Here is a 13,498-nt window from a genome sequence, read left to right as displayed (position 1 = left end):
TCTTGATTTAAGTCAATGACTCCTTCCTATCTTCTGACTACAATAAAGACTAATACGAAGATGAGGAGAATCGCTTATGGTTGCCTTACGAAAAGAACAATTATTTGGACGGAAATATGCTTTCCTAGCTGGTATGTCACTGCTTATAATGGCAATTGCCGCGTCTTTTTCTTATGGCTTTGTCTATGGAAACCTTGTAGTACAAGGAGATGCAAATGCGACCTTCAATAACATTCAATCATCCGTTTTTTTATTTACAACTGGAATCTTTGGTTGGATTGTTATTCTGTTTGCCGACATCGTAGTCGCTTGGGCCCTTTATATCTTTCTTACGCCCATTCATAAAAATCTTTCATTGCTCGGTGCTTGGCTGCGTCTCGTCTATTCGGCCATATTAGGAATTGCCATAATGAATTTACTTGTTGTATTACTTCTGGCTAGAAGTACTGATATCGCTCAACCTGCCGCATATATGATGTTGTTTTTACAGGCCTTTGAATCGATCTGGTCCCTAGGTTTAATTATTTTCGGCTGTCATCTCATGGTTATCGGCTATTTAGCATTCAAATCAAACATACCTAAAGTCATTAGCGTCTTATTAGTACTCGCTTCCATAGGCTATATCGCTATTCATTTCGTTACTTCGTTTTTCTCGCAATTAGATACGGTCATTTCTATTCTAAATGTACTGTTTACCGTACCAATGGTTGCGGGGGAATTAGGATTTGGGATATGGCTTTTGGTCAGAGGAGGAAAAATACGCTAAAGAATCTTTTTCTCGACTCGCTTTTTGATTCTGCTCAATGACTCTGGTGTAATGCCAAGATAACTTGCAAGCTGATATTGAGGCACACGATCAATTAATTGAGGACGTTTTTGCAAAATCGATTTATACCGTTCTTCTGGTGTAGATGCAATAAACGAAGCCAACTCATCCTGTATTTCACTAAAGTAATACTCCATCATCTTCCGTGTCATGATCTCTAATTGTGAGTATTTATTATACATTTCCTGTTCGCCCTCAAGATCGCCAACAACTAAGATGCAATCTTCCAGACAAGTTAAAGAGTACGGGGAAGACTTATCTTCTGTATGAAGATTAAAATTTGCAATCGCTTGCTCCTCTGTGTAGAAATTGGAGGTAACCTCTTTTCCCATTTCATCTATAGAAGATTGTCGAATGCATCCCTTTAATACAAAATAACATACAGTCGGAATATCCCCTTGTCTAAGAAGCACTGTTCCTTTTTTATATTCTTCAACTCGTATCTCTTCGAGTATTGCTTGCTGCTCCTCTTCACTTAGCGTCGTATATTTAGCCATATAGGTAAGCAATACATTTTTCATCCTGCCAATTCAACTCCTCTTCTCAATCGTTCAATACTTATTCTTATTCGTTTAGAAGATAACGTAATCCTTTAATTTCTCTAGGCTAATAGAGAACTAGAGTATAAGATTGATAAAAAAGACATACATTTCAATCTACCTACTACAAGCATTTTGATGAACAACATAATATAAAAGAGGAGTTGACCTTGTTGAAGGCGATTGTCTATACAAAATACGGAAGTCCGGACGTCTTAACAGCGCAAGAAGTGGAAAAACCTCGTCCAAATGATCATGAAGTACTTGTAAAAATTCATGCAGTATCTGTAAACTCTTGGGACTGGGATCGACTAAGAGGAAAACCGTTGTTAACCCGCCTAGAAGGAGGGCCTTTCAAACCGAAATACAAAATACTTGGAGTTGACATAGCAGGACAGGTGATAGCTGTCGGAAAAGACGTAAAAGAATTGCGTCTGGGAGATGATGTATTCGGGGACATTTCTGGGTGTGGTTGGGGTGGATTTGCAGAATATGTATGTGTTCCTGAACATGCCTTATCATATAAATCACCTAGTATGACATTTGAGGAAGCAGCAGCCATCCCCCAAGCTGCTGTCCTTGCCCTACAGGGACTCCGTAATAAAGGAAAGTTGCGGGCAGGGCAAAAGGTATTAATTAACGGTGCTGGCGGCGGTGTAGGTACGTTTGCATTACAGTTAGCCAAAATGCACGGTGCAGAAGTGACAGGAGTGGACAGCGCTTGCAAATTGGATTTACTGAAGTCAATGGGGGCAGACGAAGTCATCGATTACATGCAGGAAGACTTTCTTCAGAGAGGACTGAAGTATGACCTGATACTCGATGTTGTCGGATCCCGATCTATTTTCGATTTCAAACGTGTATTACATCCAAAAGGTGCTTATGTAATGGTCGGAGGTCCACCTTCTCGAATCTTCCAACTTTTATTCCTAGGGCCGTTAATTTCAATAACCGGTAAAAAGATGTCCATACTCATACACAAACCCAATAAACAGGATCAAAATATGATGAAGGAGCTCTTTGAAGCCGATCATGTCATACCAATTATAGATAGATGCTATCCGTTAAATAAGACCGCGGAAGCTCTCCGGTATGTCGGAGAGGGTCACGCAAGGGGAAAGGTCGTCATTCGTGTCGTGTTTCCCCCAAAATAGAGTGTAGACTAAGTCAAATAACAACTTCTTCTACACTCTAGGCAATCTTATTTCACTTATCCTCTACAATCTCTTGTACTTCCTCTAACTGCTGCATCATCAAGTCCAACTGTTGTCTGTTTTGCTCAACAATATCCATATGCTCATTGCGTTGTTCCGCATTCATGAATGCATTTTCCGCGTGTTCTATTGAATTGAAAGCATGCTCGACCGCCATTTCTTCAGGATGTGACATCGCCTGTTTCACCGAACGATCTGCCTTTTGGACCGAGTTGGTTAAAAAAGTGCTTGGATGATCCTTTTTCCAACTTGGTTTTGAGTCCGCCATATTAGTTTTCCCCTCCTGGAAATAAGATAAGTTACAGCGAGCTTAGTATTGTAAAATATCGTAAAAATATGCACGGACACCTTATTCGTCTTTTTACTTTAGTATGTCGATAAAATGTTTCAAAATCCTAGCAGTTAACCCCCAAATGATATACTTGTCATATTCAAAAAACCATTCTTGAATGGAAGATGTTCTCCATTTATACTCAGCGCCATTCATGATTTTCTCAAATGGAAAATCCGGTGATGGCTTTGGTTCGACGGAAACTAAATGCATCGAAGGCTCATGGTCCAATAACCATTTGACGGGTACCGTAAATACCTCTTCCACTTCATCTTTATTATAGGAATGAATAATTTGCTCGTAATTAATGACCGCCACAAATGGATAGACGACAAAGGAAGGGGAAGCGATGTATGGGCTTAATTCATGTATGAGGGTAACCGTTGTCGGGTTGACGCCTAGCTCTTCAGAGGTTTCTCGCAGTGCCGCGGCAAATGGTGTTGGGTCTGTGGAGTCAATACGGCCACCGGGAAAACTAATATCGCCTGGCTGCCTGCGCATTTTGTATGAACGAACTTCAAAAAGGATATGCCATTCCCCATCCACTTCAACTAATGGAATTAAAACAGCTGACCGAAAAGCGGTTTCCTCTCCTATGAATAAAGATTGCTTTTCATGTAACTTTTTCCTTACATTTTCTAGAAACACAGAACTCCCTCTCTTCAATATATATATATTTCATCGTATCATGAAATAGAAAAAAACCGACTTTAAAGGGAGCAGAAAGTCGGTTTCAATAGTATATTTATCGTTTATTTAAGATATACATTGCTCCGCCGAACCCTAGTATGCACCATATCCCTAAGTTTATATAATTCCCGATATTTGCCGTAAATGTTGAGGCAGCAAGTGAAGCACGCATAATTTCAGCCATAGAGTGAATCGGTAATACTTCATGAAGTAGTTGAAGCCATTCTGGAAGCCGTTCCATCGGGAAGTTGACCGGAGAAAACATGAGTGCGCCGAAGACGGTGACTTGGGAAATTGCTAATGAGGCGATCGGCGACAAGAGATAGGAGAATCCATAGCCGACACCAATAGATGTTAGGGCAATCATGAGTAAGGCCGGAACGACCGTCCAAGAAACATCATATCCCGGATGAAACATGAAATGTGCAACAATTGAGGAAACGACGATGCCAGGAATCGTGATGATCAACCATAGTGTTGTATCGGCACCAAGAATGACAGAACGGTTAATTGGCCACGTCTTCATATATTCCAAATACCGATCCGCTTTAGCTGTACCAATTTGTTGCGGTAAAATGACTAAACCGGTAAAGATCAATATTAACGTAGGTGCCCCAGTTGCTAAGTAAAGGATGCTGCTACTATCTGGATCTGGAATTAAATACGTTAAACCGATAACAATCCCGATCGCAATTAAAATTTGAATGAGGGCCATGAAAACTAAAAACCCTCCATTCCTTAAAAGTTGCAATTGGAACACGTACTTATAATGGCTTAGCAGAGTATTCATTGCATAGCCTCCTTGCCGGAAGTAAGTTCAATATAGACATCCTCGATCGTTGAAGGGGACAAAGTGTAATCCATCACAAACCCTTTCTCCACTTGGCCTCTTACCCAATCGATTGTTGACGAGACCTTTGACTGGTCGATTGCAAATAACAGCCGTGAACCTTGGCGATGAGAGGAGAGCATCCATTTCGGCATTTCCATTTCATCAAATTCCTTCAGTAGATTGACTTCCATGCGCATTTGATTGTGTACGGAGCTTTTCACTTCTGAAGGTGTCCCTTGGGTAATAAGTTTCCCTTCGTGTAAGATGGCTACACGGTCCACTGCCTTTTCAGCTTCGACGACATTGTGTGTCACTAAAATAACGGAAGTCCCATCATTCGTCAGTTCACGTATCACTTGCCATAAATAACGTCTACGAACCGGGTCTACATCATTTGTCGGTTCATCCAGAATAACTAATTTACCGGGAACAATGACAGCCATACAAAAGGTCGTTAACCTGCGGGCACCACCTGACAGTTTTTCCCCTTCGATATTCGCCCATTCTTCCATATTTAACGCCTCAAACAGCATATCGACCCGTTTTGGATCAAACTGTTTCCCGGCTCTCATTTTTCCCATAAGCGTAACTGCTTGCTTCGGGGTAAGTAAACCTAATGACACTTGGGACTGCGGTTGTACCGAACAGATGGATCGAGCTAAAGAAGGAGATTGGATGACGGATTTACCTAGTAAACGGATATCTCCGTCATCAGGTGTTAACAGACCTAAAATCTGATTCACCAAAGTCGTTTTTCCTGCACCGTTTTGACCTAGGAGCCCGAAAATCTCCCCTTCTTCAATAGCGAATGAAAGATTATCGTTCGCCACTTTGTCTGTTTTTCCTCTGCGGGTAAAGCGCTTTGTCACACGGTCCACTTCAAGGATCATTTTATTTCCTCCTCTTTCGAATAGTACTTACGATTCACCATTCGTATACGCAGTTACAGTACGTTCAATAAAACTGATGACATCTTTATCCAATGGATAAAAGACAATGCCTTCTTTCAAATTTTGAAGTGATTCCCACAGTTGACCGATTAATTTTTCGTCATTCCCAAACATTTTATTGGATTGGTTGATCCACCGTTCCACTAGACTTTGGGCTATTTCAGATGTTGGATCTGCTTCAAGATTGCTTTTGATGTCATGAATGATCTGAATCCATTCCTTCGTATCTTCCTCTGTCATTTGATCATTCATGTGCATGATTTTTTCCATTTCTTCTTTCGTCAAATGATCTCTATATTGCTGGAAGATTTCCTCCGGGTCTTGCTGGAACAATTGAATCGTACTAAAAATGATGGACCAGTTGACAGTCCCTTCAATTTCAATAGAATATGACACACTGAGAAGTGCCTTTTCCAACATCTTCAATCGTTCCTGTTCTCGTCTCACCATCTCTAATTGTTGTTCGATCGACTGCTGCCATGTAGTTGTCGAGTTTTTTAATATGTCTTTTATTTGTTCTAATGAAAATCCCATGTATTTAAGAGCTAGCACTCGTTCTAACCGCATCACATCGTCTTCATTATAAAGACGATGGCCGCCAGTCGTTTTGGCCGAAGGTTTAATCAATCCGATTTCGTCGTAATAATCTAATGTCCTCACTGTCACTCCCGTATTCTTTGACAATTTACCTATCGTGTACATGAAGTTCCCCCCTTCCTCTTTCCCACATTATAAAACAACACGTTACGTGCGATTCAAGAGCTGATTTCAAATTTTCCAAATATATTTTTTGCTAACAAAAAAACCCGAATGTAAGGACACGATAAATAGTGTCCTACATTCGAGGTCATATTTGCATATTTGTAGAATTACTGAGCTGTATACCCGCCGTCAACTGTTAGTACATTTCCTGTCATGAAGGAAGAATCATCCGAAGCCATAAATAGCACTGCTTTTGCCATTTCATCAGCTTGTCCTAAACGTTGCATTGGCGTCATTGATTTCAAGACATCTTTGCTTTCTTCAGGAATGATCGGTGTGTCAATGAACCCTGGCGCAAGAGCGTTTACACGAATATTTTTTGTTGCATATTCGAGTGCAAGAGAGCGGGTCAAGTTAATAACGCCGCCTTTTGCCGCATTGTAAGCAGCTGATCCAGGAGAACCTACCCAACCGTACATGGACGCTGTGTTTACAATCGTTCCGCCACCTGATTTCAACATTTCACGGATGGCTTCGCGTGCGACTAAAAATACGCCGTCTAAGTCGACATTCACTGTATTGCGCCATTCCGAATACTCCAATGTTTCAGTTGGATGAACGCGACCGATACCTGCGTTGTTAAAGACGACATCGACTTTTCCAAACGCATTAACAGCTTCCTTGAAGATGTTTTGTACTTCTTCTTCACTTGTAATATTCGCTTTTACAAACAAAGCGTCTGCATTTTTTGCTTTTAGTTCTGCTTCAAATGCTTTCCCTTTTTCTTCATTTAAATCGACAAGGACGACTTTTGCACCTTCCTTAACGAATAGCTCAGCTGTCGCTGCGCCAATTCCAGAAGCACCGCCTGTAATGACTGCTACTTTATCTTGTAATTTTCCCATGTTTACGACTTCCTTTCTTGTTTGAATTAAAGATCCGAAATCATACCGCCATCTACAACGAATTGAGAACCTGTTGAATAGCTGGAGTCATCTGATGCTAAGTAAATGACAAGGTTTGAAACTTCCTCTGTTTTTGCACGACGACGTAAAGGAATATCTTGTTCAAGTTTTTTAATAGCTTCTGCAACGTCTCCTTGTTCAGCCATTGGAGATTCAATTACACCTGGGTGTACTGAGTTTACACGAATATTATATTGCCCAAGCTCTGCAGCGGCACCTTTTGTCATGCCCGTAACAGCATGTTTTGATGCACTGTAAGCAATTGCAGTTGGTGCACTTACTAATCCATCAACAGATGAAATGTTCACGATCGAACCTACGCCAGCTTTTTTCATCGATGGCAGAACGGTCTTCATTCCAAAGAATACCCCAAGCTCATCAATTTCAAATGTTAAACGGAAATCTTTTTCCGTTAATTCTTCTAGAGGTTTAAAAATACCGATACCGGCATTATTCACTAACACGGTTACTGGTCCAAAGGCTTCTTCAGTTTTTTCCACTACTTCTTTCCAGTTCGCTTCTTTTGAAACATCAAGTTTCAATGCGATTGCATTTTCTCCAAGTTCATCAGCTAATTGTTGAGCTGCTTCTAAGTTAATATCTGTAATAGCTACTTTCGCGCCTTCTTCTACAAATTTGCGTGCATGCATTGCACCCATTCCTTGAGCTGCACCAGTAATAATGGCTACTTTGTCTTGTAATTTCATAAGTGAATTCCTCCTAAATGTGTTGAATTCAAATATCTTTAATTCAAGATATCTACAATTTAAGTGTATATCCTTTAGAAATTGGAGTCAACGAAAGTGCTCAGTAGGAAATTTATAGATTGTCACATATATTGACCTTTCCTCGTCTTGAGTATGAATAAACATGAGGAGGCTGTCTGATGGTGCAAAAGTGGGATATTGTCATTGTTGGTGGTGGATTGGCGGGTTATGTAGCTGCTAATTATTTAGCTAAGACGAAGATGTCAGTTCTATTAGTCGAAAAAAGCAAAGAGGTAGGTGGGAGGGCTAGAACAAATAAGATTCATAATCAGTATTTCAATCTAGGACCTCACGCCTTTTATAAAAAAGGAAAAGCCGCTTCCATTGTCGAAGAACTTGGTATTCAACTTCACGGAAATTCACCTCAGTTAGGCGGAGTGTTAGTGGAAAACGATATCGAATATGCTGCACCTTTCACTCCATCAGGACTTATTTCAACACGTCTTTTGAATTGGCAGGAACGAATTGAATGGGTCACCGTTATGATGAAGATAAGCAAGATGGAAACCGAAAAAGTAGCAAAGCTTACATTCGAACAATGGGTCGGGCAAACCGCAAAATCTAAAAAAGTCCAGTCATTATTATATGGACTAGGTAGGCTTGCGACGTATTGCCATGCTCCTGAGAAGGCGAGCGCAAAAGTAATTCTTTCCCATGTAAAGGCTGTCCTGGGTGGCGTCATTTATGTTGATGGCGGCTGGCAGACGATTATCGACCAACTCCAAAATAAAGCAGTCATCTCAGGTGTCCACGTTCAAACTCATACAACCGTTAAACAAATTACCCCAGTGAATGGGCATTTAAAATTAACTCTATCGAAGGACGAGGAAATTCTCGCAAAGTATGTCATTTGTACAACTGGTCCTCATGAACTTGCGAAAATGGTAAGTGAAGAGGTTAGTCTTTTTGCAGATTCAACAGCTGTAAAAGGAGCTACGCTTGACGTTGCTTTATCTCAACTTCCTAATCCGAAGCGATTATTTGCCATAGGTTTATCCGATCCCCTCTACTTTGCCGTCCATTCAAACTATGCACGACTCTCGGAAGATGGAAAAAGTGCCGTTCTCCATGTATTTAAATACCACCACCCAGATGAACATATCGATAGTAAAAAGGTGCAAATTGAACTTGAACAATTTTTAGAAATGCTGCAGCCAGGATGGCAACGATACGTAATTACAAGTCGTTATATCCCGCAAATTATCGTCAATCAACGCTTGCCTCAAGTGGGTGATGAATATAAACTGCACCGTTCTAAAACAGAACTACGAGGATTATATATAGCAGGTGACTGGGCATCTCCACATTCCATTTTGGCGGAAGGTGCCATTAGCAGCGGGAAGCAAGCAGCGGAAGAAATCATTCAAAAAGAAATGAGGTGAGGTCGTGCAAATCAGCAATGAGGATTACCAACAGTTTAAGCCCCTATTGTTTTCAATAGGTTACCGGATGTTAGGCTCCATAGTGGAAGCGGAAGATATCGTTCAAGAAACTTTTTTAAAAGCGTACCAAATTGATGATCAGCATATAGATAATAAGAAGGCGTATCTCTGCAAAATCATGACGAACCGTTGTCTTGATGTGTTAAAATCGTCGCGGTACAGACGAGAACAGTACGTAGGACCATGGAATCCCGAACCTTTACTTTTGGGGAGTTCCCCTGACATTGATCCATCTGAAGTTGTTCTTCAGAAAGAAGGGTTGAGTATTGCCTATTTACGGATGATGGAACATTTGACGCCAGATGAACGTGCAGTCCTTCTGTTACGAGAAGTATTTGACTTCTCTTATTTGGAGATTAGCAACATCGTTGAAAAGAAAGAAGAAAATAGCAGGAAGATTTTTAGCCGGGCTAAGCAAAAAATCTCAATTATAGAAGATGAAAGCCTGCATTACGAAAGGAATAAATCCATTACGGATCGCTTTATCCAAGCGTTTCAAATGCAAAATATGGATGCCTTATTAGAGTTGCTTTCTGAAAAGGTCACACTCTATTCCGATGGCGGAGGAAAAGTCAAAGCCGCTATTCGTCCAATCAACTCTCGATCGAACGTGTTGGCCTTTTTATACGGGATTAGCAAGAAGGTTCCTGTGGATTTTTATTTTAAAGTAAAAAATGTTAACGGTCAGCCAGGCATTGTCATTTATATGAATGGCAACATCCAAAGCATTATTAGTTTCTATATAAGTCACGATACAATTCACGAAATTTATATAACAATGAATCCTGATAAGTTGCCCACTCAATAAGTAAAGTACAGCAATAACCTTACTCATGTAGATCTTATCATGCTCTTTTAGAAAGGATGTGTTTTATGCAGCGCATTAAATTTATGTATAAAGCGTACTTGAACGAGCCTCTGTGGTTTAAAATACTTACCCTAACAACTTTGCTGATATCAATTATATTTAGTAGTTCAAACAATGGTTATTATCAAAGCTGTGCCAAACTAGCTGCCGCAATCTTTTTTGGTGCATACGGAATCAAAATGCGAAAAAATACAAAGGTTGCCACGATCTTCTTTGTTCTAGTAGTTATATGTATGTATCTAGCATGGAGTAGTTTAAAGCTCGCACGTCTCTAAACTAACAAGGATTGATAGTTAAAAGTTCCATAATATATACCTCCCCTCCCTCCGTTGACCAGGTAAAGGGGAAGAAATTCAAAACAAAACCCACCATTTATAAAATTGGTGGGTTTTGTTTTGTTACTATATGAAATTAACGAGAAGTATAACCTGCATCGGCATGGATCGTTGTACCTGTCACATAAGAAGAAGCGTCAGATGCTAACCATAGAGTTGCTTGAGCGATTTCTTCAGCTTGACCGAAGCGGTTTAGCAAGCTTAGTTGTGGTGCATATTCTTCCTCATTTAAGCCGAATTGCTCCAACGCACCGCGAAGCATTGGTGTATCAATTGCACCAGGTGCAACTGAGTTAACACGAATGTTTTCTGGTCCGTTTTCTAGCGCGGCTACCTTTGTAATCCCTACAACACCATGCTTGGCAGCAACATATGCAATGTTATTCGGTTGTGGACGGTATCCACTTACAGATGAAATGTTAATGATAGAGCCGCCGTGACCTTGGGCTTTCATTTGTTGTAACTCATATTTCATGCAAAGAGCAGCACCTTTTAAGTCTACAGACATTAATCGATCCCAGTAATCTTCATCAAATTCAGCTGCTGGTTTATCGTCTGGAGTTAATGCGGCATTATTAACCGCAACGTCTAATTTACCATACGTATCGACTGCGAATTTTACCATTGCCTGTACTTGTTCTGAATTCGAAACATCGACTTTAACAAATGCCGCTTCCCCGCCATTTGCTTTTATAGATTCTACAACTTCTTTACCTTTTTCTTCATTAAAATCTGCAATAACCACTTTTGCCTTTGCATCTGCAAAAAGTCTAGTAGTTGCTTCCCCCATACCCATTGCTGCGCCAGTTATGATTGCAACTTTGCCTTCTAATACTGGAAAAGTCATAGATAGTACCTCCATAACTTTTATATTACTCTTACATTTTTATTTTATTTGAATTCGAGATACCTATGCAATCAACAAAAAGGTGGTACTGTTCGTTACTGAACAAATCGATGTCTTTTGTTCAGTAATAATTGTAAAATATAGATAGTTGCTATCTTAATAATGAGGTGAAGGGATGGAAGAGTACTTTGACAAACGAGTACAACGTTCAAAAACAGCAATGAAAGAAGCGTTTTTAACTTTACTCTTCAAAAAACCCTTTTCACAAATTACGGTTTCAGAAATTGCGAAAAAGGCGAATTACAATAGAGGAACTTTTTACGCTAATTTTGAAACAAAGGATAATTTATTAGATGAATTTATTAAAGATGTCCTAAAAGAAATGGTGCATCAAATCCGTGTTCCATATGAGTCGAAGAATAAGGTCGATTTCCATGAAATGAATTCGGAGAGCATAACGCTATTTCATTACTTTAAAGATAACGCCAAACTTTTTCGATTGTTATTGAGCAATCATATTCGGGTCGATTTTCGTTTTCAGATGGCAAAAGCAATTGAGGAACTATTCATTGCGGAATATGACTATGATTTAGCGGAAGGTGCCATCCTTGATCCAAAATGGTTATACATTTACAGAGCTCATGGCGTAGCAGGGCTCATCATTCGATGGATCGAAGAAGATTTCCATGAGGAACCTGAATACATGTCAAAGCAAATTATTGAACTCATGGTTACGACTACGAATGGATTTTATGTGAAAGATTAAGGAGGACTTGCTTTGAGAGCTGAAAAAAGCGTAAGGGTTTGTGAAAAAGGACATACGTATTACAAAAGTAGTGATTGTACAAGCTGCCCTACTTGTGATAAAGAGAATAAGCCTGAAAGCGGCTTCCTTTCGAAACTGAGTTCACCTGCAAGAAACGCATTGATTAGTGAAGGGATTGAAACTTTACAAGAACTGTCCAAGTACAGCGAAAAAGAAATTTTAAAACTCCATGGAGTTGGACCAGCTTCCATTCCAATTATGAAAATGTCATTACAAGAAGAAGGTTTATCATTTAAAGAATAAGAACAGACAGGAGGGATATTTGCATGTCTTATGTTGCATTTCTTAGAGGAATTAACTTAGGCAAATTAAATAAAGTTGATATGAAATCGTTACGATCACTCTTTGAAGGAATGGGTTTCCAAGATGTGCAAACATACATCCAAACGGGAAATGTATTATTTACAAACGTTGCTTCTGACGAACAACATATTGAAGATCGACTAAAAGAAGCATACGGATTTGATATCCCTGTTACGATTCGTTCCAAAGATGAACTTACTACCATTCAGCAACATCCACTTTTTTCAAGAGAAAACGTACATATCATGTTTTTAAAAGAACAGATATCAAATGAGCAAATTGAATTTCTACAATCTATCGTAGATGATGAATTCTCCGTAATAGACCAGAAAACGATTATTATCAACCTTACTAAAAATTATCATCAAACGAAATACACCAATGCATTTTTTGAAAAGAAGCTACAAATATCTTCTACACTTCGTAATCGTAATACGGTCGAGAAAATCCTATTAAAAATGTAAATTAAACAACCACCTAGAACGCTATCATATCAACGTTTTAGGTGGTTGAGAGCTTGGTACGTTCATCGTCTGCTTGAATAGAACTGACGATGGAGTTGGCGAACTTGCTCCGCTAGTTCTGAAACAGGGCCATCTATTGTCGTATCACGAATAACATCTTGTATGGGAAGATTCCGAACGCGCGATGGAGTAACCTCCAATTCATTCAACCATTGTGCCAGCTGTTCGGATGAACTTGCATAAACGATTCGACCTAAACCAACCCACCCGTGAGCTGCAGCACACATAGGACAATGTTCACCAGAAGTATATACTGTCGCCTTGCTTCTTTCTTCAGGCGTCATGTTCGAGGCCGCCCATCGCGCCAAAGCAAATTCAGGGTGTTGCGTATGATCGCCGCCTGCAACATGGTTATGGTCTTCCGCAAGCACGTCTCCACTAGCCGAGACAAGGACAGAACCAAATGGCTCGTCACCTTTTTCCAGCGCAGTTTTTGCTAATTCAATACAACGTCGCAGGTGCTTCAAATCTGAATCACTAATCATAATTGAATCCTCCTAATTTGTATTTCTATTCCATCGACACTATTATGAGCCG

The 13,498-nt window shown here is 39.9% G+C and carries 17 protein-coding genes; 7 read left to right on the top strand and 10 right to left on the bottom strand.

Going from position 1 to position 13,498, the window contains the following annotated elements:
* Nucleotides 1-76: 76 nt before the first annotated feature.
* On the top strand, nt 77-766 hold the full coding sequence (locus MHZ92_RS17325; RefSeq protein WP_239432967.1) for a DUF4386 domain-containing protein: 690 nt from the start codon (nt 77-79) through the stop codon (nt 764-766).
* Here the strand turns inward: MHZ92_RS17325 and MHZ92_RS17320 are convergent.
* A complete protein-coding gene (locus MHZ92_RS17320; protein ID WP_239432966.1) occupies nt 763-1,347 on the bottom strand; it encodes a Crp/Fnr family transcriptional regulator in 585 nt (194 codons plus the stop codon). The genes MHZ92_RS17325 and MHZ92_RS17320 overlap by 4 nt on opposite strands.
* Before the next feature lie 191 nt (nt 1,348-1,538).
* On the opposite strand from MHZ92_RS17320, the gene MHZ92_RS17315 reads away from it, so the two are divergent.
* The gene (locus MHZ92_RS17315) at nt 1,539-2,519 is read left to right on the top strand and encodes an NAD(P)-dependent alcohol dehydrogenase (protein ID WP_239432965.1); all 981 of its coding nucleotides are present in this window, start codon (nt 1,539-1,541) and stop codon (nt 2,517-2,519) included.
* Nucleotides 2,520-2,571: 52 nt separating this feature from the next.
* On the opposite strand, the gene MHZ92_RS17310 is transcribed toward MHZ92_RS17315, so the two are convergent.
* The 7 genes from MHZ92_RS17310 to MHZ92_RS17280 all read right to left on the bottom strand — a co-directional run bounded on the left by MHZ92_RS17310 (nt 2,572) and on the right by MHZ92_RS17280 (nt 7,756).
* A complete protein-coding gene (locus MHZ92_RS17310) occupies nt 2,572-2,847 on the bottom strand; it encodes a hypothetical protein (protein WP_239432964.1) in 276 nt (91 codons plus the stop codon).
* 93 nt (nt 2,848-2,940) lie between these two features.
* Nucleotides 2,941-3,558, bottom strand: a complete 618-nt coding sequence (locus MHZ92_RS17305; protein WP_239432963.1) for an NUDIX hydrolase — start codon at nt 3,556-3,558, stop codon at nt 2,941-2,943.
* 97 nt (nt 3,559-3,655) lie between these two features.
* Nucleotides 3,656-4,390, bottom strand: a complete 735-nt coding sequence (locus tag MHZ92_RS17300; RefSeq protein ID WP_239432962.1) for an ABC transporter permease — start codon at nt 4,388-4,390, stop codon at nt 3,656-3,658.
* Nucleotides 4,387-5,322 carry an ABC transporter ATP-binding protein gene (locus tag MHZ92_RS17295; protein WP_239432961.1) on the bottom strand — a complete coding sequence of 312 codons (936 nt, stop codon included), beginning with the start codon at nt 5,320-5,322 and terminating at the stop codon, nt 4,387-4,389. The genes MHZ92_RS17300 and MHZ92_RS17295 overlap by 4 nt, the downstream gene beginning before the upstream one ends.
* A gap of 27 nt (nt 5,323-5,349) precedes the next feature.
* Nucleotides 5,350-6,084, bottom strand: a complete 735-nt coding sequence (locus MHZ92_RS17290) for a MerR family transcriptional regulator (RefSeq protein ID WP_239432960.1) — start codon at nt 6,082-6,084, stop codon at nt 5,350-5,352.
* Between the two features lie 167 nt (nt 6,085-6,251).
* A complete protein-coding gene (locus tag MHZ92_RS17285) occupies nt 6,252-6,989 on the bottom strand; it encodes an SDR family NAD(P)-dependent oxidoreductase (protein ID WP_239432959.1) in 738 nt (245 codons plus the stop codon).
* A gap of 26 nt (nt 6,990-7,015) precedes the next feature.
* Entirely contained in the window at nt 7,016-7,756 is a 741-nt protein-coding gene (locus MHZ92_RS17280; RefSeq protein ID WP_239432958.1) for an SDR family NAD(P)-dependent oxidoreductase, read from the bottom strand.
* A 179-nt stretch (nt 7,757-7,935) separates the two neighbouring features.
* Between MHZ92_RS17280 and MHZ92_RS17275 the strand changes: the two genes are divergently transcribed.
* Nucleotides 7,936-9,198: a phytoene desaturase family protein gene (locus MHZ92_RS17275; RefSeq protein ID WP_239432957.1), complete on the top strand. Its 1,263-nt coding sequence runs from the start codon at nt 7,936-7,938 to the stop codon at nt 9,196-9,198.
* Between the two features lie 4 nt (nt 9,199-9,202).
* Complete coding sequence (locus tag MHZ92_RS17270; protein ID WP_239432956.1) at nt 9,203-10,066, top strand: RNA polymerase sigma-70 factor; 864 nt, start codon at nt 9,203-9,205, stop codon at nt 10,064-10,066.
* A gap of 471 nt (nt 10,067-10,537) precedes the next feature.
* Here MHZ92_RS17270 and MHZ92_RS17265 read toward each other — a convergent pair whose 3' ends face one another.
* Nucleotides 10,538-11,308: an SDR family NAD(P)-dependent oxidoreductase gene (locus MHZ92_RS17265; protein ID WP_239432955.1), complete on the bottom strand. Its 771-nt coding sequence runs from the start codon at nt 11,306-11,308 to the stop codon at nt 10,538-10,540.
* A gap of 175 nt (nt 11,309-11,483) precedes the next feature.
* On the opposite strand from MHZ92_RS17265, the gene MHZ92_RS17260 reads away from it, so the two are divergent.
* From MHZ92_RS17260 to MHZ92_RS17250, 3 genes are read left to right on the top strand one after another with little or no spacing between them, the layout of a single operon-like run.
* Nucleotides 11,484-12,074 (top strand): TetR/AcrR family transcriptional regulator, encoded by a 591-nt coding sequence (locus MHZ92_RS17260; protein WP_239432954.1) that lies wholly within the window; start codon nt 11,484-11,486, stop codon nt 12,072-12,074.
* A gap of 12 nt (nt 12,075-12,086) precedes the next feature.
* Nucleotides 12,087-12,377: an RNA polymerase alpha subunit C-terminal domain-containing protein gene (locus MHZ92_RS17255; RefSeq protein ID WP_239432953.1), complete on the top strand. Its 291-nt coding sequence runs from the start codon at nt 12,087-12,089 to the stop codon at nt 12,375-12,377.
* Nucleotides 12,378-12,400: 23 nt separating this feature from the next.
* Nucleotides 12,401-12,901 carry a DUF1697 domain-containing protein gene (locus MHZ92_RS17250; protein ID WP_239432952.1) on the top strand — a complete coding sequence of 167 codons (501 nt, stop codon included), beginning with the start codon at nt 12,401-12,403 and terminating at the stop codon, nt 12,899-12,901.
* A 62-nt stretch (nt 12,902-12,963) separates the two neighbouring features.
* On the opposite strand, the gene MHZ92_RS17245 is transcribed toward MHZ92_RS17250, so the two are convergent.
* Entirely contained in the window at nt 12,964-13,446 is a 483-nt protein-coding gene (locus MHZ92_RS17245; protein WP_239432951.1) for a nucleoside deaminase, read from the bottom strand.
* Between the last annotated feature and the right edge of the window lie 52 nt (nt 13,447-13,498).

It is taken from the genome of Sporosarcina sp. ACRSL (assembly GCF_022346605.1).
Taxonomy (GTDB): domain Bacteria; phylum Bacillota; class Bacilli; order Bacillales_A; family Planococcaceae; genus Sporosarcina.
Note: the sequence above shows the minus strand (reverse complement) of the source record. Positions and strands in the feature narration are given on the sequence as shown.